The sequence below is a fragment of the Pseudomonas sp. GM30 genome (genome assembly GCF_000282275.2).
Lineage (GTDB): Bacteria > Pseudomonadota > Gammaproteobacteria > Pseudomonadales > Pseudomonadaceae > Aquipseudomonas.
In genome coordinates this window covers 13,506-30,367 of sequence record NZ_AKJP02000019.1, presented here as the reverse complement: position 1 = coordinate 30,367, position 16,862 = coordinate 13,506, and the positions used below count along the sequence as shown (strand labels likewise).

The window sequence follows — 16,862 nt, the reverse complement described above, 5'->3', positions numbered from 1 at the left end:
CGAGGGAGCTTGCTCCCGCTTGAGTGCGCAGCGCTCACAAGAGTTTGGGGCCGCTGCGCAGCCCGGCGGGAGCAAGCTCCCTCGCCACAGGGACGGTGTCAGGCGCGGGCCTTGTCGATCAACTCGATGTATTCCGGGGCATTACGCTGATCCTTGATCAGATCAACAAACGTCTGACCGTGCTCATCCTTGCCATCCACGTCATAACCGGCTGCCACGAAGAACGTCAGGAAGCGCTCGAAATCGTCGATGCGCAGGCCACGATAGGCCTTGATCAGTTTGTGCAGCGACGGCGAAGTGGCGTCGACCGGCTCAAAATCGAGGAACAGCTTGATCTGCTCATCGCCGATCTCGTCACCAATCACCTGTTTCTTATCTTTACGCATTGCCGACTCCAGCTCGCAGACATTACACGGGGCGGGCAGTTTACCCCTGCCCTGCCACCCGGCTCAACGCGAACGAACGGCCCCGGTGTGCAGATCAGCCCAGATGTGGCCATTGGCATAACTGAGGAACTGTACATACACGGTGTCGTTGCGCAGCAGATCGATCACCACCCGGTACTGGGCCAGCGGGTAGAACAGGGTCAGGATTTTGCTCTTGTCGTCATAAACCGGTTTTTTCAGGCTTTTGCTTTCGCCGTCGAAATTGACCAGCACCTGGGCGATGGTTGCGCCCTTGTTCAGCGACTTGCCCTTGAGGCGAATCATCAGCGGCGACGTGACCGGAATCGGCTGCTGATTGGACTGGCGCTGCGCACCGACCACCACCGAATAATCGGTGACTTGCAGCAGTTGTTGCTGTTCGGGTTCGGCATCGCGCAGGGTCAGGTCGTCCGGCGGCAGGAATTGACTGTGCATCGGGGCGGCGGCCAGGGGCAGGCTGAGGGCCAGCAACAGGGCGGCAAGGCTGCGGATCAAGAGGCTCATGACAGGCTCCGGGGGCGTGGCCGAGCACTCTAGCATGGGTGTAGCAGATGGATCAGCACACACAAAACAACTGTGGGAGCGGGCTTGCTCCCGGCGGCGTTCCGACGAAAGCGGTTGTACATTCAAAACTAATGTTGAATGAAAAATCGCATTCGCGAGCAAGCTCGCTCCCACGTTGGATCGAGGCGTGGATTACATGCCTTTAACGGCAAAGATCCCGTTGGCGTTGCGCCAGTAGCCTTTGTAGTCCATGCCGTAACCGAAGATGTAGCGGTCAATGCATGGCAGGCCGACGAAGTCTGCTTTCAGGTCAGGACGCGCCTTGCGGTTGTGATCCTTGTCGATCAGCACGGCGGTGTGCACTTTGCGCGCGCCGGCGTGTTTGCAGAAGTCGATGATCGCGCCCAGGGTGTGACCTTCGTCGAGGATGTCGTCAATGATCAGCACGTCGCGGTCGATGAACGAGACTTCCGGCTTGGCTTTCCAGAACAGGTCGCCGCCGCTGGTTTCGTTGCGATAACGGGTCGCGTGCAAATAGGATGCTTCCAGCGGGAATTGCAGGTGAGTCAGCAGTTTTCCGGAGAAGATCAGCCCGCCGTTCATCACGCAGAACACCACCGGGTTGCTGTCGGCCAGTTGTTCGTTGATTTGTGCACCGACGCGGGCGATGGCGGCCTCGACTTCAGATTCGGTGTACAGGCAGTCAGCCTCTCGCATGATTTGACGGATATGCTCGAGATCAGCGGACATGGCGCTCTCCAGGGGGATGTTTTCGGAAAAGCGGGCAAAGGTACGCATCCCGTGAGGCCGAATCAAGCCTTAATGGACTAACGTACTCAATGTCCTATAGGACATCACCCTCGGATAGATTAATCTAGGCCGGTTTTTTTGCCCGCCGCCGGAGTTTTTCCATGCCCATCCTCGAGATCCGCCATCCGCTGATCCGCCATAAACTCGGCCTGATGCGCCGCGCCGATATCAGCACCAAGAATTTCCGTGAGCTTGCTCAGGAAGTCGGCGCCCTGTTGACCTATGAAGCTACAAAAGATTTGCCGCTCGAATCCTACGATATCGCCGGTTGGTGCGGCACTGTGTCGGTGGAGAAAATCGCCGGCAAGAAGATCACCGTCGTGCCGATCCTGCGCGCCGGTATCGGCATGCTCGAAGGCGTGCTGAGCCTGATCCCGGGTGCCAAGGTTTCCGCGGTGGGCGTTGCCCGCAACGAAGAAACCCTGCAAGCCCACACCTATCTGGAGAAACTGGTTCCGGAAATCGACGAACGGTTGGCGATGATCATCGACCCGATGCTCGCCACTGGCAGCTCCATGGTCGCGACCATCGATCTGCTGAAGAAAGCCGGTTGCAAGGACATCCGCGCGATGGTGCTGGTTGCCGCGCCGGAAGGCATTGCTGCCGTAGAACAGGCTCACCCGGACGTGACCATCTACACCGCGTCCATCGATGAGCGCCTGAACGAACACGGCTACATCATTCCTGGGCTTGGCGACGCCGGTGACAAGATCTTCGGTACCAAGCAGAAGGACGCGTGAGCATGCAGCAAGAGTTCAACGATCCGCTCTGGCGCACGGTGCTGTCCGGCGCGCAGATGCTGTTCGTGGCTTTCGGCGCTCTGGTGCTGATGCCGCTGATCACGGGCCTGGACCCGAACGTGGCACTGTTTACCGCGGGTTTAGGGACGATTCTGTTCCAGATCGTCACCGGGCGTCAGGTGCCGGTGTTTCTCGCGTCGAGCTTTGCCTTCATCACCCCGATCATTCTCGCCAAGGGCCAGTTCGGCCTCGCCGCGACCATGGGCGGCGTGATGGCGGCCGGTTTCGTCTACACCTTCCTCGGCCTGGCCGTGAAGATCAAGGGCACCGGTTTCATCGACCGCTTGCTGCCGCCAGTGGTGATTGGCCCGGTGATCATCTCCATCGGCCTGGCCATGGCGCCGATAGCCGCGAACATGGCGATGGGCAAGGCGGGTGACGGTTCCGAGCTGATCCACTACCAGACCGCGATGATGATCTCGATGCCGGCACTGCTGACCACCTTGATCGTGGCGGTGTTCGGTAAAGGCATCTTCCGTCTGGTGCCGATCATTTCCGGCGTGCTGGTTGGTTTTGCCATGTCGTTCTATTTCGGCGTGGTCGATACCGCGAAGATTGCGGCGGCGCCATGGTTCGCCCTGCCGCACTTCACCGCGCCGGAGTTCAACTGGCAGGCGATCCTGTTCATCGTTCCGGTAGCCCTGGCTCCGGCCATCGAGCATATCGGCGGCGTAATTGCCGTGGGCAGCGTGACCGGTCGTGATTACCTGAAGAAACCAGGCCTGCATCGCACCCTGCTCGGTGACGGCATTGCTACCACGGCAGCCGGTCTGTTTGGCGGCCCGCCGAACACCACCTACGCCGAAGTGACCGGCGCGGTGATGCTGACCAAGAACTACAACCCGAAAATCATGACCTGGGCGGCGATCTTCGCCATCACCCTGGCGTTCATCGGCAAGTTCGGCGCGCTGCTGCAAAGCATTCCGGTGCCGGTGATGGGCGGGATTCTGTGCCTGTTGTTCGGCTCGATCGCAGCGGTAGGGATGAACACCCTGATCCGGCACAAGATCGATCTGGGCGAGGCGCGCAATCTGGTGATCGTGTCGGTGACCCTGGTGTTCGGTATCGGCGGTGTGCTGGTCGGCACCGGCACTGGTCCGGACGACTTCGGCCTCAAAGGCATCGCGCTGTGCGCGGTGGTGGCGATTGCGCTGAACCTGATCCTGCCGGGCAATGACAGCTGGAAGCACAATAAAGCCGATGAGCCGCTGATCTAAAATCTGGCTCATTACCTGTGGCGAGGGAGCTTGCTCCCGCTTGACTGCGAAGCAGTCATAAACTCGGCGGATGCGGTTTCCTGTGAACCGCGTCCGCAGATTTTGGGGCTGCTTGGCAGCCCAGCGGGAGCAAGCTCCCTCGCCACAACAGCTACAGCGCCAGCGGCGCTCTCTCGCACAGAGTTGCCAACGCCTTCGCCCATTGCGGGTCGTCATTCAAGCACGGCACCAGCACCAACTCCTCGCCCCCTGCTTCGCGGAACTGTTCCTTGCCGCGATCACCGATCTCTTCCAGCGTCTCGATGCAATCGGCGACAAACGCCGGGCACATCACCAGAATCTTCTTCACCCCGCTTTGCGCCAGCTCGTCCAGCCGCGCTTCGGTGTAGGGTTCAATCCACTTCGCCCGCCCCAGACGCGACTGAAACGACACCGACCATTTGCCATCGGCAATGCCCGCGCGCCTGGCGAACTCGGCGGCGGTGCGCATGCACTGGGCGCGGTAACAGGTGGCAAGGACTGCCGGCGAAGCGTTCTTGCAGCAATCCGCGTTTTTCAAGCAGTGACTGCCGGTCGGATCGAGCTTGGTCAGGTGCCGCTCCGGCAAGCCATGGAAGCTCAGCAGCAAGTGATCGTAGTCCTGCTGCAAATGCGGGGTAGCGCTGGCGACCAGCGCGTCGATGTATTCCGGCTGATCGTAAAACGGTTGCAACACTGAAAGCTGCACATCGAGTTTCTTCTCGCGAATCACCCGCTTGGCTTCTTCGATCACCGTGGTCGTGGTGCTGTCGGCGAACTGTGGATAAAGCGGTGCCAGCGTGATGCGCTTGTGCCCCGCAGCCACCAGTTGCAGCAATTTGGTTTCAATCGACGGCTCGCCATAACGCATGGCCAGTTCCACCGGGCCATGGGTCCACTGGGTGGTCATCTGTTGCTGCAGACGACGGCTGAGAACCACCAGCGGCGAGCCCTCCTCCCACCAGATCGAAGCGTAGGCATGGGCCGATTGCTCAGGGCGCTTGATCAGGATCAGCGACACCAGCAACCGCCGCACCGGCCATGGCAGGTCGATCACATACGGGTCCATCAGAAATTGATTGAGGTAGCGGCGTACATCGGCCACCGAGGTGGAGGCCGGGGAACCCAGGTTGACCAGAAGCAAGGCGTGATCGGTCATGCATCGTCCTATTTCAAAGGCGGCCGGAGAGATCATCCAGGGCCGCGCGCAAATCCGTGAACTGGAAAGTGAAACCCGCTTCCAGCAAGCGTGCCGGCATGGCCCGTTGGCCGCCCAGCAACAGCAATGACATTTCGCCAAGACCGACCTTCAGGGCCAGGGCCGGCATCGGCATGAACGCCGGGCGGTGCAATACGCTGCCCAGCGTCTTGGCAAACTCGCGATTGCGCACCGGTTTCGGTGCGCAGGCATTATAAGGACCGCTCGCCTGATCGCGGTGCAGAAGAAAATCAATCAGGGCGATTTGATCATCGATGTGAATCCACGGCATCCACTGTCGACCATTGCCCAGCGGCCCGCCCAGCCCGAGTTTGAACGGCAACAACAGCCGCGACAAAAAGCCGCCCTCGGCCGACAGCACCAGCCCGGTACGCACCAGCACCACACGGATGCCCTGAGCCTCGGCACGCTGCGCGGTTTCCTCCCAGGCGATGCACAACTGACTGGCAAAATCGTCGATCACTGGCGGCGAATCTTCGGTCAGCTCGCGTTCACCGCCGTCGCCGTACCAGCCAATAGCAGAACCGGAGATCAACAACGCCGGTTTCTGCTGCCGTGTTTCCAGCCACGCCAGCAGGGTTTCGGTGAGGGTGATGCGGCTGCTCCACAGCAACGCCTTGCGCCGATGGGTCCATGGTCGATCAGCGATCGGCGCACCGGCGAGGTTGACCACCGCGTCCAGCGGCTCGTTGCCGAAGTCTTCGAGGCGCGCAATCGCGCGCACCTGCGCACCACAGATTTTCGCGACCTTTTCCGGGCGTCGACTCCACACCGTCAATTGATGGCCCTGCCCCGACCAGTGTCGGCAGAGCTGACGGCCTATCAAACCAGTACCGCCGGTCAGCAATATGTGCATGACATCTTCCTCGCGTGGCGTTTTACCCGGATCACTAGTCTATTTTTATAAGCAGGGATCTTTTCTATCGGGCAGGCTCTATTGTTTAACCATAGGCCAAGCTGTCAGAACGAGAACGCTAGAAGTTATACCAAAAAACAAAATTGTACAGGTTTCATTGACGGCGTAGTCTGTACAGAAAGGTAAACGAGGCCCCTATGACTGTACCTATCGCAATCATCGGCACCGGCATCGCCGGACTCTCCGCCGCGCAGGCGCTGACAGAGGCCGGCCATACCGTCCAGCTGTTCGACAAAAGCCGCGGCAGTGGCGGGCGCATGTCGAGCAAACGCAGCGACGCCGGTTCTCTGGACATGGGCGCGCAATACTTCACCGCCCGCGACCGGCGTTTCGTCACCGAAGTGCAACGCTGGCAAAGCCTGGGCTGGGTCGCCGAATGGACGCCGCAGCTCTACACCTTTCAGGGCGGGCAACTGAACTTGTCGCCGGACGAGCAGACCCGCTGGGTCGGCACGCCACGCATGAGCGCCATCACCCGGGGTTTGCTCGACGGTCTGGAAGTGCACTTCGCCTGCCGCATCACCGAGGTGTTTCGCGGTGAAGAACACTGGCACCTGCAGGACGCCGAAGGCTTCACACACGGTCCCTTCAGTCACGTGGTGATTGCGACGCCAGCGCCGCAAGCCACGGCGTTGCTGGCTGCCGCACCAAAACTTGCTGGCGCCGCCGCCGGGGTGAAAATGGACCCGACCTGGGCCGTCGCCCTCGCCTTCGATACGCCACTGGATACGCCGATCGAAGGTTGCTTTGTGCAGGACAGCCCCATCGACTGGCTGGCGCGCAACCGCAGTAAACCGGGACGCGACACCACGTGCGACACCTGGGTGCTGCACGCCAGCAGCGCCTGGAGCCGGCAACACATCGACCTGTCCAAGGAAGCCGTCATCGAGCAACTGCACGGTGCATTCGCCGAACTGCTGCACAGTGCGATGCCCGCTCCGACCTTCAGCCTTGCCCACCGCTGGCTCTACGCCCGCCCTGCGACCGGCCACGAATGGGGCACGCTGGCCGATGCCGATCTGGGCCTGTACGCCTGCGGCGACTGGTGCCTGTCCGGGCGTGTCGAAGGTGCCTGGCTCAGCGGTCAGGAAGCTGCACGCCGTTTGCATGAACACCTGCAATGAACCGTATCAATCCGCAGAAACTGCTGCTGTCGAAGTGGACAGCAGCCCACCCGCAAAACCGCGAAAAACATTTTCTGGTGACCCAGCTGTTCCGTGATGAGGAAGGCACGGTGCTGGAGATCGAGTTGCAGGCGGTGCTGACCAAGCGCGCCGCACGCCTCGATTGGCAGACGCTGAAGAACAACGATCACTGGCTACTGGGCTGGAAATAAACACCCTGTAGGAGTGAGCCTGCTCGCGATGGCGTCGTATCAGTCAACATCAACGCGGCCGACATATCGCAATCGCGAGCAGGCTCACTCCCACAGGGGATTGGGGGAAACCGCAAAAACTTATACAAATGATTTGACTTGTACACGCATGAATCTATGCTGAGGAAAAGTTGTACAGAGATAACTGTCTGTACAGGAATAGATTCGAGGTGCGCATGTCCGACCTTTCTGCTTCCCGGCCCAAAATCGCCATCAGCGCCTGCCTGATGGGCGCTGAAGTGCGCTACAACGGCGGACACAAGGAATCACGGCTGTGCAGCCGCACCCTTGCCGAGCATTTCGAATTCGTCCCGGTATGCCCTGAAGTCGCCATTGGCCTGGGCATCCCCCGTGAACCGATCCGCCTGGTCGGCGACCCCGACGATCCTGAAGCTGTCGGCACGGTCAATCCGCACATCAATGTCACCGAACCGCTGGCGGCCTACGGGCAGAAAATGGCCGGCGAGCTCGATGACATCTGCGGCTACATCTTCATGCAACAGTCGCCTTCGTGCGGTCTGGAGCGGGTCAAGGTCTATCACACCAATGGCGCGCCGGTGAACGGCGGTGGCCGTGGCATCTACGCCCAGGCGTTCTGCGCGCAGCACCCTGACCTGCCGGTGGAAGAAGCCGGGCGCCTGAACGATCCGGTGCTGCGGGAAAACTTCATTACCCGCGTGCTCGCCTACAGCGCCTGGCAGCAGGTGCTCGAACAAGGCTTGAGTCGCCGCGCACTGACCGAATTCCACTCGCGCTACAAATACCTGCTGATGGCGCACAACCCGGAGCAATACAAAGCCTTGGGCAAACTGCTGGGCAACATGGGCAACACCGATCCGGTCGAACTCGGCCCACACTATTTCAGCGAGTTGATGAGCGCGTTGAAGAAATGCGCCACCCGCCGCACCCACAGCAATGTCCTGCAGCACATCAGCGGCTACCTGAAACAGGCAATCAGCCCTGAAGACAAACAGGAAATGCAGCATGTGATCGGCCAGTACCGCCACGGCATCGTGCCGCTGGTGGTGCCGTTGACCTTGCTCAAGCACCACTTTCGCCAACACCCGGATCCCTACATTGCGCAGCAGGTTTACCTGCAGCCGCATCCGGAAAACCTCAGCCTGCGAAACGCCATTTGATGAACGACAAACTCGACACCAGCGCCCAGGAAGACCTGGGTGCCGACTTTAAGAAAGCCCTCGACGAAGGCTGGCTGCCGATCCGTGAAGTAGCGCGGCAGACCGGGGTCAACGCCATCACCCTGCGCGCCTGGGAGCGCCGGTACGGGTTGATCGTGCCGCAACGTACGCCCAAGGGCCATCGCCTGTATTCCAGCGAACATGTGCAACGAATCCTGACCATCCTGACCTGGCTCAACCGCGGCGTGGCGGTCAGTCAGGTCAAGCCGCTTCTCGACACTCCGCAAGCCTTTACCGAGACGGTGGAAAACGACTGGCAGCGCCAGCGCCAGGTGTTGCTCGACGCCGTCACCCGCCTCAACGAACGCAGCCTCGACGACAGCATCAATCAGGCCATGGCCCTGTATCCGCCGCGCACCCTGTGCGAGCAATTGCTCCTGCCGCTGCTGGCCGAACTCGAGCAGCGCTGGCAAGGCCAGTTCGGTGCGCAGATGGAGCGCGGGTTCTTTTATTCGTGGTTACGCAGCAAATTCGGCGCGCGCATCTACCATAACAATCGACAGTTACACACCGCGCCGCTGCTGTTGATCAATCACTCTGACCTGCCACTGGAACCGCACCTGTGGCTATGCGCGTGGCTGATCAGCAGTGCCGACTGCCCGGTGCAAGTGTTCGACTGGCCGCTACCGGCCGGAGAACTGGCGCTGGCGGTCGATCATCTGCAAGCGCGCGGCGTGCTGCTGTATTCCAGCAAGGCGATGAATCTGGCGCAGCTGCCAAAACTGCTGAATGGCGTCAGTGTTCCCAAACTGCTGGTCGGACCAACGGTATGCATCCACCAGACCGAGTTGTCCGTAAGAACTCATGAGATTGCTGATTTGATCCTGGCCGAAGACCCGCTCTCGGCGCATCAGGAACTGGTTCAGCGTGGGCTGATTTGATGGAAACCGCGATGCAATTGATCTGGCTGCGCAGCGACTTGCGCCAACATGACAACACCGCTCTCGCGGCCGCCGCAGCGCGCGGTCCGACGGTTGCCGTGTATCTGTCGAGCCCGCAGCAATGGCTGGAACATGACGACGCCGCGTGCAAGGTCGACTTCTGGCTGCGCAACCTGCGTGAATTGAGTGCCAGCCTCGGCGCATTGAACATCCCGTTGTTGCTGCGTACCGCCGACCATTGGGATCAGGCTCCGGCGGTGCTGCTTGAGCTTTGTCGGCAACTGAACATCGAGGCCGTGCACGTCAACGAAGAATACGGCGTTGACGAAAGCCGTCGCGATGCTGCAGTGGCCGTGGCCCTGAAGAGCAAAGGCATCGCTTTCCACAGCTATCTTGATCAACTGCTGTTCAAGCCCGGTACGGTACTGACCAAAACCGAAACCTACTTTCAGGTGTTCAGTCAGTTCCGCAAGGTCTGCTATGAACGCCTGCACCGCTCGATGCCAGCGCTGGTAAAAGCGCCCGGCAAGCAAGCGAAGCTGAATATCGACAGTGATCCGGTACCGGCATCCGTCCCCGGTTTTGCAACGCCGAGCGAGTCTTTGCGCGCACTATGGCCGGCCGGCGAACAGGAAGCCCAGCGCCGTCTCGACACCTTCGCCGACGCGCAGATCGACTACTACCAGAGCGAACGCGACTTCCCGGCCAAACCCGGCACCAGTCAACTCTCGGCCTATCTCGCCGCCGGAGTGATCTCGCCACGCCAATGCCTGCAGGCGGCCCTGCAAAGCAATCAGGGCGAGTTCGACAGCGGCAAGGTCGGCGCGGTGACCTGGATCAACGAGCTGCTGTGGCGCGAGTTCTACAAACACATTCTGGTCGGCTACCCACGGGTTTCGCGCCACCGCGCGTTTCGCCCGGAAACCGAAGCCCTGGCCTGGCGGGATGCACCGGACGATCTGACGGCTTGGCAAGAGGCGCGCACCGGTTTGCCGATCATCGATGCAGCCATGCGCCAACTGCTGGAAACCGGCTGGATGCACAACCGGCTGCGGATGATTGTGGCGATGTTCCTGACCAAAAACCTGCTGATCGACTGGCGTGAAGGCGAACGCTTTTTCATGCGTCACCTGATAGACGGTGATCTGGCGGCGAACAACGGTGGCTGGCAATGGAGCTCCTCGACCGGCACCGATTCGGCGCCGTACTTCCGCATCTTCAATCCGTTGAGCCAATCGGAAAAATTCGACAGCGAAGGCCTGTTCATCAAGCACTGGTTGCCTGAACTGGCCGGCCTGAACAAGAAGGAAGTGCACAACCCGGCCAGTGCCGGCGGGCTGTTCGGCGTGGCGGATTATCCGGCGCCAATCGTCAATCTGGGGGCTTCGCGCGAACGGGCGCTGGCGGCCTTCAAGAACCTGCCGTCGCGCTCGTCTATCGGAGAGGCTCATGAGTGAATTCCTGCGCCGCTTCGCCCAGCAGTTTGCCGGGTTGGATAAAGACAACTTGCAACGCCTGAGCGAGCTGTACAGCGATGACATTCACTTCACCGATCCGCTGCATGAAGTGCAGGGGCTGGCGCAATTGCGAGATTACTTCAGCGAGCTGTACGCCAACGTCAGCGAACTGCGCTTCGATTTCCACGGCTTCGACCAGATCGGTGATGGTGAAGGTTACCTGCGCTGGGTCATGAGTTACCGCCACCCGCATCTGGCTGGCGGTCGTTTGATTCGCGTCGCCGGGTGTTCGCACCTGCTCTGGCGCGACAAGGTTTATCGCCACCGGGATTACTTCGATGCCGGGGCCATGCTGTATGAACATTTACCCGTATTGGGCCGGGTGATCGCCTGGCTGAAAAGGAGAATGGGATGAGCCGTACACCTCCACGGCGTTATTGGCTGACCGGTGCCAGCAGTGGCATCGGCGCTGCTCTGGCGGAAAACATTCTGAAAAGCGGCGCGCATCTGGCTGTCAGTTCGCGTCAGGTGGCACCGCTCAAGGTGCTTTCGCAACGTTATCCGGGGCAAGTGCTGGTGGTCGCGGGCGACCTGACTGACAGTCAGACCGTGCGTGAAATCGGCCAGCAGATCGAACAGGCCTGGGGTTCGCTCGACAGCGTGATCCTCAATGCCGGCACCTGCGAATACGTGGACGCGCGCCAGTTCGATGCCTCGATCATCGAGCATGTGGTGCGCACCAACCTGCTCGCCAGCAGCTACTGCATCGAAGCAGCCCTGCCCTTGCTGCGCGAAGGCACCGCACCGCATCTGATCGGCATGGCCAGCTCCGTGACCTACCTGCCGCTGCCCCGGGCCGAGGCCTATGGCGCGTCGAAAGCCGGACTGCGCTACCTGTTTGAATCGCTGCGCATCGATCTGGCGGACGAGGGCATCGAAGTCACCATCATCAGCCCGGGTTTTGTCGAAACCCCGCTGACCGCGAAAAACGATTTCCCGATGCCGTTGAGCTGGCCTGTGGATAAAGCGGCGCGGCACATCTTTGCCAAACTCAAGGATCGTCCTCTGGAAATCGCCTTTCCGGCGCTGTTCATGGCGGCGCTGTGGCCACTGTCCAAACTGCCGGCGCGCCTGCAACTGGCGATCGGCAAGCGCATGGTGCGCAGCAATCCACCGCTGCGAGACCCGATATGAAGATCGCCATTGTCGGCAGCGGGATCGCCGGCCTGACCTGCGCCCACCTGCTCAATCGCCGACACGACATCACGGTGTTCGAGGCCAGCGACTGGGTCGGCGGCCACACGCACACCGTGCAGGTGACCGTCGATGGCCGCGAATACGCGGTCGACACTGGCTTCATCGTGTTCAACGACTGGACCTACCCGAATTTCATTCGCTTGCTCGGCCAACTTGGCGTGTCGTTCAAACCGACGCAAATGAGCTTCTCGGTCACCGACCCGGACACCGGGCTGGAATACAACGGCAATAACCTCAACAGCTTGTTCGCCCAGCGCAGCAACCTGCTGTCACCGGGCTTCTGGGGCATGTTGCGCGACATCCTGCGCTTCAATAAAGAAGCCCAGCGCGACCTCGCCGAACAGCGCATTGCCGCCGATACCACGCTCGACGATTACCTCAAGGCCGGCGGTTATGGCGAACGTTTCATCCTGCATTACATCGTGCCGATGGGCTCGGCGATCTGGTCGATGCCGATGGCCGAAATGCTCAATTTTCCGCTGCAATTCTTTGTCCGCTTCTTCAAGAATCATGGACTGTTGTCAGTCAGTGATCGCCCGCAATGGCAGGTGATCGAGGGCGGTTCAAGTGCCTATGTCGCGCCGCTGACCGCTGCATTCAAGGACAGGATTCGCCTCAGTTGTCCGGTGACGCGCATCGATCGCGACGAACACGGCGTAGTTATCCACAGCGCCGCCGGCATCGAGCGTTTCGACAAAGTCGTGCTCGCCTGCCACAGCGATCAGGCCCTGCAACTGCTCGGTACGCCAAGCCAGGCGGAACGCTCGATCCTCGGTGCCCTGCCCTATGCCGACAACGAAGTCGTGCTGCATACCGATACCCGTCTGCTGCCGACCCGCAAACTGGCGTGGGCCAGCTGGAACTATCGCTTGAGCGGCGCCGGCCATACCCACGCGGCCGTCACTTACGACATGAACATCCTGCAGGGCATTCAGAGCGACACCACCTTCTGCGTCAGCCTCAACCAAAGCGCCGGTATCAGCCCGTTCAAAGTGCTTGCCCGATACACCTACGCCCACCCGCAATTCAGCCTCGCGGCTGTGGCGGCGCAGAACCGCTGGGCCGAACTCGACGGTCAGCAGCACACCCACTACTGCGGCGCTTATTGGGCCAATGGCTTCCATGAGGACGGTGTGGTCAGTGCCCTGCGCGTGGCCGCCGCCTTCGGCGAAAACCTATGAACAGTGCCCTGTACAGCGGCTGGATCGGCCATCGGCGCTTTTCGCCCAGACGCCACGAATTCCGTTACCGGATCGGGCTGCTGTACCTCGATCTGGCGGAACAGGACGCCGTGTTCGGCCTGTCACCGTTTGCCAGTCGCAGCCGCTTTGCACCGTTTTCGTTTCGCGAAACCGACTACCTGAAAACCTTTACCGGCAGCGGCACGCGCCTGATCGATGCGGTACGCCAGCAAGTCGGCGTCGCCATCGGCCATCAACCGCAGGGTTCGATCTGCCTGCTGACCCAACCGCGCAGTTGGGGTCTGGCATTCAATCCGGTGAGCTTCTTTTATTGCCACGAGGCCGACGGGCAACTGGCGGCGATTCTCTGCGAAGTCACCAACACGCCGTGGCGCGAGCGTTATCACTACGTGCTGCCGGCCAGCGCACCGACCGACCTGCAAGACTTTCACCAGCACTTCGCCGTGGCCAAGGCCTTTCATGTCTCGCCGTTTTTGCCGCGTGACCTCGAGTACCGCATGAGCTTCAGCCCGGCCGCGCAAAAGCTCGGTGTGCACATGGCCGACTGGCAAGGTGAGCACAAGCTGTTCGACGCCACGCTCAATCTGCAGCGCGAACCCCTCGACCGTTCCAGTCTGCACCGCTACTTGCGACGTTTTCCGTGGATGACCGCGAAAACCTGTCTGGCGATTTATTGGCAAGCCGTGCGCCTGTTGCTCAAGCGTGCCCCGATTTTTGCTCATCAGGCTGCCGACGGCAGCTTTCAGATCGCCACTGTGCCTCCCAAGGAGCACCGCCATGAAATCCTCTAGCCTGTCGGTCAGTCGCCTCAGCACCAACGGTTTGACCGGTTCGCTGCTGCGTCGCGGCGTTTTGCGGCAACTCAGTCAGCTCAAACACGGGCAATTGCTGGTGGTCGAGGACGGCGAACGCCTGATGTTCGGCACGCCGGGCAGCCACCTGCTCGGCGAAATCCATGTGCAGGACGCAGCGGTCTGGGGCATGGTTGCCGGCAACGGATCGATTGGCGCCGGCGAAGCGTTTATCCACGGTTACTGGAGTTCGCCGGACCTGACGGCGGTCGTGCGCGTGTTCGTCAGCAACCTCGACGTGCTCGACGCCATGGAGCGCGGCCTGGCTCGCCTCAGCCGGCCGCTGGTGCAAGGCCTGCACTGGCTCAACCGCAACACGCGCAAGGGCTCGCAGAAAAACATCGCGGCGCACTATGACCTCGGCAACGATCTGTTCGAACAGTTTCTCGACCCGACCATGATGTATTCGGCGGCACAGTTCCTCAGCCCCGAAGACAGCCTGGAACAGGCGCAGCTGAACAAGCTGGAACGGATCTGCCAGAAGCTCGCGCTCAAACCCGAGGATCATCTGCTGGAGATCGGCACCGGCTGGGGCAGCATGGCGCTCTACGCCGCGCAGCACTACGGCTGCCGCGTCACCACCACGACACTGTCGAAAGAGCAGTACGCGTTTACCGCCAAGCGCATTGAAGCACTGGGGTTGCAGGATCGGGTGACCCTGCTGCTCAAGGACTACCGCGACCTCACCGGCGAATACGACAAACTGGTGTCGATCGAGATGATCGAAGCGGTCGGCCATCGCTTCCTGCCGACCTACTTCAAACAGTGCGCGCACCTGCTCAAGAGCAACGGCCTGATGCTGTTGCAGGCAATCACTATCCGTGAACAACGTTACGAGCAGGCCAGGCGCGGCGTCGACTTCATCCAGCGCTACATCTTCCCCGGCGGCGCCCTGCCCAGCGTGCAGAAAATGCTCGAAGTGGTCAGCCGCGAGACCGACATGAACCTGCTGCACATGGAGGACTTCGGCCTGCACTACGCCCGCACCCTGCGCCTGTGGCAGGAAAACTTTCGTCGCGCCCACGGGCGGTTGAGCGAACTGGGTTACGACGATTATTTCCTCAGGCTGTGGGAGTTTTACCTGTGCTACTGCGAAGGCGGGTTTCTCGAGCGCACCATCGGCACCGCGCAATTGCTGCTGGCCAAACCGGCGGCCATGCCCGCGCCGTTGCTCGGACGCTTCGATGCTTGAGCGGCTGACCAATGCCGCGCTGTTCCAGGTCGGCTGGCTGGCCTGTGTGCTCGGCGGCAACAGTCTGTGGTTGCTGCTGGCCCTGATGGTGCTGGTGATCCATCTGGGCTGGATCAGCAGTTGGGCGGCGGAAGGCCGTTTGATCCTCAGCGTGGTGATTGTCGGTACGGCGGTGGACAGCGTGTTGCGCGCAGCGGGAGTTTTCGATTTTCAGGATCCGGCACCGCTGATTCCGCTGTGGCTGATGCTGCTTTGGGCCTTGCTCGCCACTACGCTGCGTCACTGCCTGCAATGGAGCGCCCGACCATGGTGGCTGGCCAGCGTGCTCGGCGCGGTGGGTGGCGCCCTATCCTATTACAGCGGTGGACGCTTGGCCGGAGTGCAATTTCCCTACGGTGAACTGCCGACCCTGATCGGCATCGGCCTGCTCTGGGCGCTGCTGTTTCCGTTGCTGCATGCGATGGCTCGACGGCTGGCGCACTGAGCGTCTGTCAGGCCTTTCACACAGCAACCGGCGGCTGCCTTACACTGCGCCCCATGAAAACCATTCCCCACCAGCAAATCACCGAGCCAGCGGTCACGTGTTCGACCTGCGCAGCGTGCTGTTGCCAGCTCGAAGTGATGCTGATCACCGACACCGGCGTGCCCGAACGCTTTATCGATACCGATGAGTGGGGAGGTGAAGTGATGCTGCGTCTGGACGACGGCTGGTGCGCGGCGCTGGATCGCGACAGCATGATGTGCACGATCTACGAGAAACGCCCGCTGATCTGTCGCGAATTCGAGATGGGTGCACCGGAGTGCATTGAAGAACGCAAAGGGATTGCCACGGCCTACCGTTGATTCCGAAAAACACCACTGAAACAAATGTAGGAGTGAGCTTGCTCGCGATTGCGGAGTACCAGTCAAACAAATGTTGGCTGACACACCGCAATCGCGAGCAGGCTCACTCCTACAGAGGTGATGTATAGCGCTTACAGCGGCATCGTGTAATGCAGCGCGTAGCTTTCTACACCGTCGTTGCTGCTGGCCAGGCCGGCGTTGGAGTAGTGCGTCGCACGAATCCCCACTTCATGCCCGCCATTGAAGCGCAGACCAAAACCGATACGGTCTTCGAACTGGAAAGAGCCGCCGATGTTATTGCTTTCATATTTGGTGTTGGAGAACGCTGCGACACCAATGCCCGCCTCAACATACGGCTTGACCGACTGACCGGCAAACTCGTAAACGAATACCGGCGAGAACGACAGGCTGTTGTTGCTGGAAGTCTTGTCACCCTCCCAGTAAGTGTAAGCGCCGCTCCAGTAACCGGTCAGGCGACCGACATCACTTTGCAGCCAGCTCTGGTCCCAATCGAAATTCATGCCCAGGCGATAGGTCATGGTCGAATCGCTGGTCGCACCCACTGCAAACTCAACGCCTGCGGCTTGTGCGGTAATACTTTGCCCCATCAGTGCGGCCGCAATCGCGGCCAAGCAGAATAGTCGCTTCACGTTGAAACTTCCTTTTCCGGAACGATCGTTTGGTTTTCTAGATAAC

Annotated in this window: 20 protein-coding genes; 14 read left to right on the top strand and 6 right to left on the bottom strand. The window is 60.6% G+C overall.

Annotated features, from left to right (window positions below; translation table 11 throughout):
- Positions 1-98: 98 nt before the first annotated feature.
- From PMI25_RS13105 to PMI25_RS13095, 3 genes are all read right to left on the bottom strand, one after another.
- A complete protein-coding gene (locus tag PMI25_RS13105) occupies positions 99-386 on the bottom strand; it encodes a PA4642 family protein (RefSeq protein ID WP_007967701.1) in 288 nt (95 codons plus the stop codon).
- Between the two features lie 63 nt (positions 387-449).
- Complete coding sequence (locus tag PMI25_RS13100; RefSeq protein WP_007967698.1) at positions 450-929, bottom strand: hypothetical protein; 480 nt, start codon at positions 927-929, stop codon at positions 450-452.
- Between the two features lie 192 nt (positions 930-1,121).
- Complete coding sequence (locus tag PMI25_RS13095) at positions 1,122-1,679, bottom strand: hypoxanthine-guanine phosphoribosyltransferase (protein ID WP_007967696.1); 558 nt, start codon at positions 1,677-1,679, stop codon at positions 1,122-1,124.
- Between the two features lie 161 nt (positions 1,680-1,840).
- On the opposite strand from PMI25_RS13095, the gene upp reads away from it, so the two are divergent.
- On the top strand, positions 1,841-2,479 hold the full coding sequence (upp, locus tag PMI25_RS13090; RefSeq protein WP_003228118.1) for a uracil phosphoribosyltransferase: 639 nt from the start codon (positions 1,841-1,843) through the stop codon (positions 2,477-2,479).
- 2 nt (positions 2,480-2,481) lie between these two features.
- Complete coding sequence (locus PMI25_RS13085) at positions 2,482-3,756, top strand: uracil-xanthine permease family protein (RefSeq protein ID WP_007967693.1); 1,275 nt, start codon at positions 2,482-2,484, stop codon at positions 3,754-3,756.
- Between the two features lie 151 nt (positions 3,757-3,907).
- Here the strand turns inward: PMI25_RS13085 and hemH are convergent, their stop codons facing one another.
- Complete coding sequence (hemH, locus tag PMI25_RS13080; protein WP_007967690.1) at positions 3,908-4,933, bottom strand: ferrochelatase; 1,026 nt, start codon at positions 4,931-4,933, stop codon at positions 3,908-3,910.
- A gap of 13 nt (positions 4,934-4,946) precedes the next feature.
- Entirely contained in the window at positions 4,947-5,849 is a 903-nt protein-coding gene (locus PMI25_RS13075; RefSeq protein WP_007967688.1) for a TIGR01777 family oxidoreductase, read from the bottom strand.
- A gap of 197 nt (positions 5,850-6,046) precedes the next feature.
- Here PMI25_RS13075 and PMI25_RS13070 point away from each other — a divergent pair, with 197 nt between their 5' ends.
- From PMI25_RS13070 to PMI25_RS13015, 12 genes are all read left to right on the top strand, one after another.
- Complete coding sequence (locus PMI25_RS13070) at positions 6,047-7,033, top strand: NAD(P)/FAD-dependent oxidoreductase (RefSeq protein ID WP_007967686.1); 987 nt, start codon at positions 6,047-6,049, stop codon at positions 7,031-7,033.
- Positions 7,030-7,245 carry a TIGR02450 family Trp-rich protein gene (locus PMI25_RS13065; protein WP_007967683.1) on the top strand — a complete coding sequence of 72 codons (216 nt, stop codon included), beginning with the start codon at positions 7,030-7,032 and terminating at the stop codon, positions 7,243-7,245. The genes PMI25_RS13070 and PMI25_RS13065 overlap by 4 nt, the downstream gene beginning before the upstream one ends.
- 215 nt (positions 7,246-7,460) lie before the next feature.
- Entirely contained in the window at positions 7,461-8,423 is a 963-nt protein-coding gene (locus tag PMI25_RS13060; protein WP_007967680.1) for a YbgA family protein, read from the top strand.
- The gene (locus PMI25_RS13055) at positions 8,423-9,364 is read left to right on the top strand and encodes a MerR family transcriptional regulator (protein WP_007967679.1); all 942 of its coding nucleotides are present in this window, start codon (positions 8,423-8,425) and stop codon (positions 9,362-9,364) included. The genes PMI25_RS13060 and PMI25_RS13055 overlap by 1 nt, the downstream gene beginning before the upstream one ends.
- 11 nt (positions 9,365-9,375) lie before the next feature.
- Entirely contained in the window at positions 9,376-10,821 is a 1,446-nt protein-coding gene (gene phrB / locus PMI25_RS13050) for a deoxyribodipyrimidine photo-lyase (protein WP_007967677.1), read from the top strand.
- Positions 10,814-11,236, top strand: coding sequence for a nuclear transport factor 2 family protein (locus tag PMI25_RS13045; protein ID WP_007967675.1), 423 nt, complete (start codon positions 10,814-10,816; stop codon positions 11,234-11,236). The genes phrB and PMI25_RS13045 overlap by 8 nt, the downstream gene beginning before the upstream one ends.
- A complete protein-coding gene (locus PMI25_RS13040; protein WP_007967673.1) occupies positions 11,233-12,015 on the top strand; it encodes an SDR family NAD(P)-dependent oxidoreductase in 783 nt (260 codons plus the stop codon). The genes PMI25_RS13045 and PMI25_RS13040 overlap by 4 nt, the downstream gene beginning before the upstream one ends.
- Entirely contained in the window at positions 12,012-13,259 is a 1,248-nt protein-coding gene (locus PMI25_RS13035; RefSeq protein ID WP_007967671.1) for an NAD(P)/FAD-dependent oxidoreductase, read from the top strand. The genes PMI25_RS13040 and PMI25_RS13035 overlap by 4 nt, the downstream gene beginning before the upstream one ends.
- Positions 13,256-14,071 (top strand): DUF1365 domain-containing protein, encoded by an 816-nt coding sequence (locus tag PMI25_RS13030; protein ID WP_007967669.1) that lies wholly within the window; start codon positions 13,256-13,258, stop codon positions 14,069-14,071. The genes PMI25_RS13035 and PMI25_RS13030 overlap by 4 nt, the downstream gene beginning before the upstream one ends.
- Complete coding sequence (locus PMI25_RS13025) at positions 14,058-15,323, top strand: SAM-dependent methyltransferase (RefSeq protein WP_007967668.1); 1,266 nt, start codon at positions 14,058-14,060, stop codon at positions 15,321-15,323. The genes PMI25_RS13030 and PMI25_RS13025 overlap by 14 nt, the downstream gene beginning before the upstream one ends.
- Positions 15,316-15,807, top strand: a complete 492-nt coding sequence (locus tag PMI25_RS13020) for a DUF2878 domain-containing protein (RefSeq protein ID WP_007967666.1) — start codon at positions 15,316-15,318, stop codon at positions 15,805-15,807. The genes PMI25_RS13025 and PMI25_RS13020 overlap by 8 nt, the downstream gene beginning before the upstream one ends.
- 53 nt (positions 15,808-15,860) lie before the next feature.
- Complete coding sequence (locus tag PMI25_RS13015) at positions 15,861-16,166, top strand: YkgJ family cysteine cluster protein (protein WP_007967664.1); 306 nt, start codon at positions 15,861-15,863, stop codon at positions 16,164-16,166.
- A 131-nt stretch (positions 16,167-16,297) separates the two neighbouring features.
- Here PMI25_RS13015 and PMI25_RS13010 read toward each other — a convergent pair whose 3' ends face one another.
- Positions 16,298-16,816 carry an acyloxyacyl hydrolase gene (locus PMI25_RS13010; protein WP_007967661.1) on the bottom strand — a complete coding sequence of 173 codons (519 nt, stop codon included), beginning with the start codon at positions 16,814-16,816 and terminating at the stop codon, positions 16,298-16,300.
- Positions 16,817-16,862 lie beyond the last annotated feature (46 nt).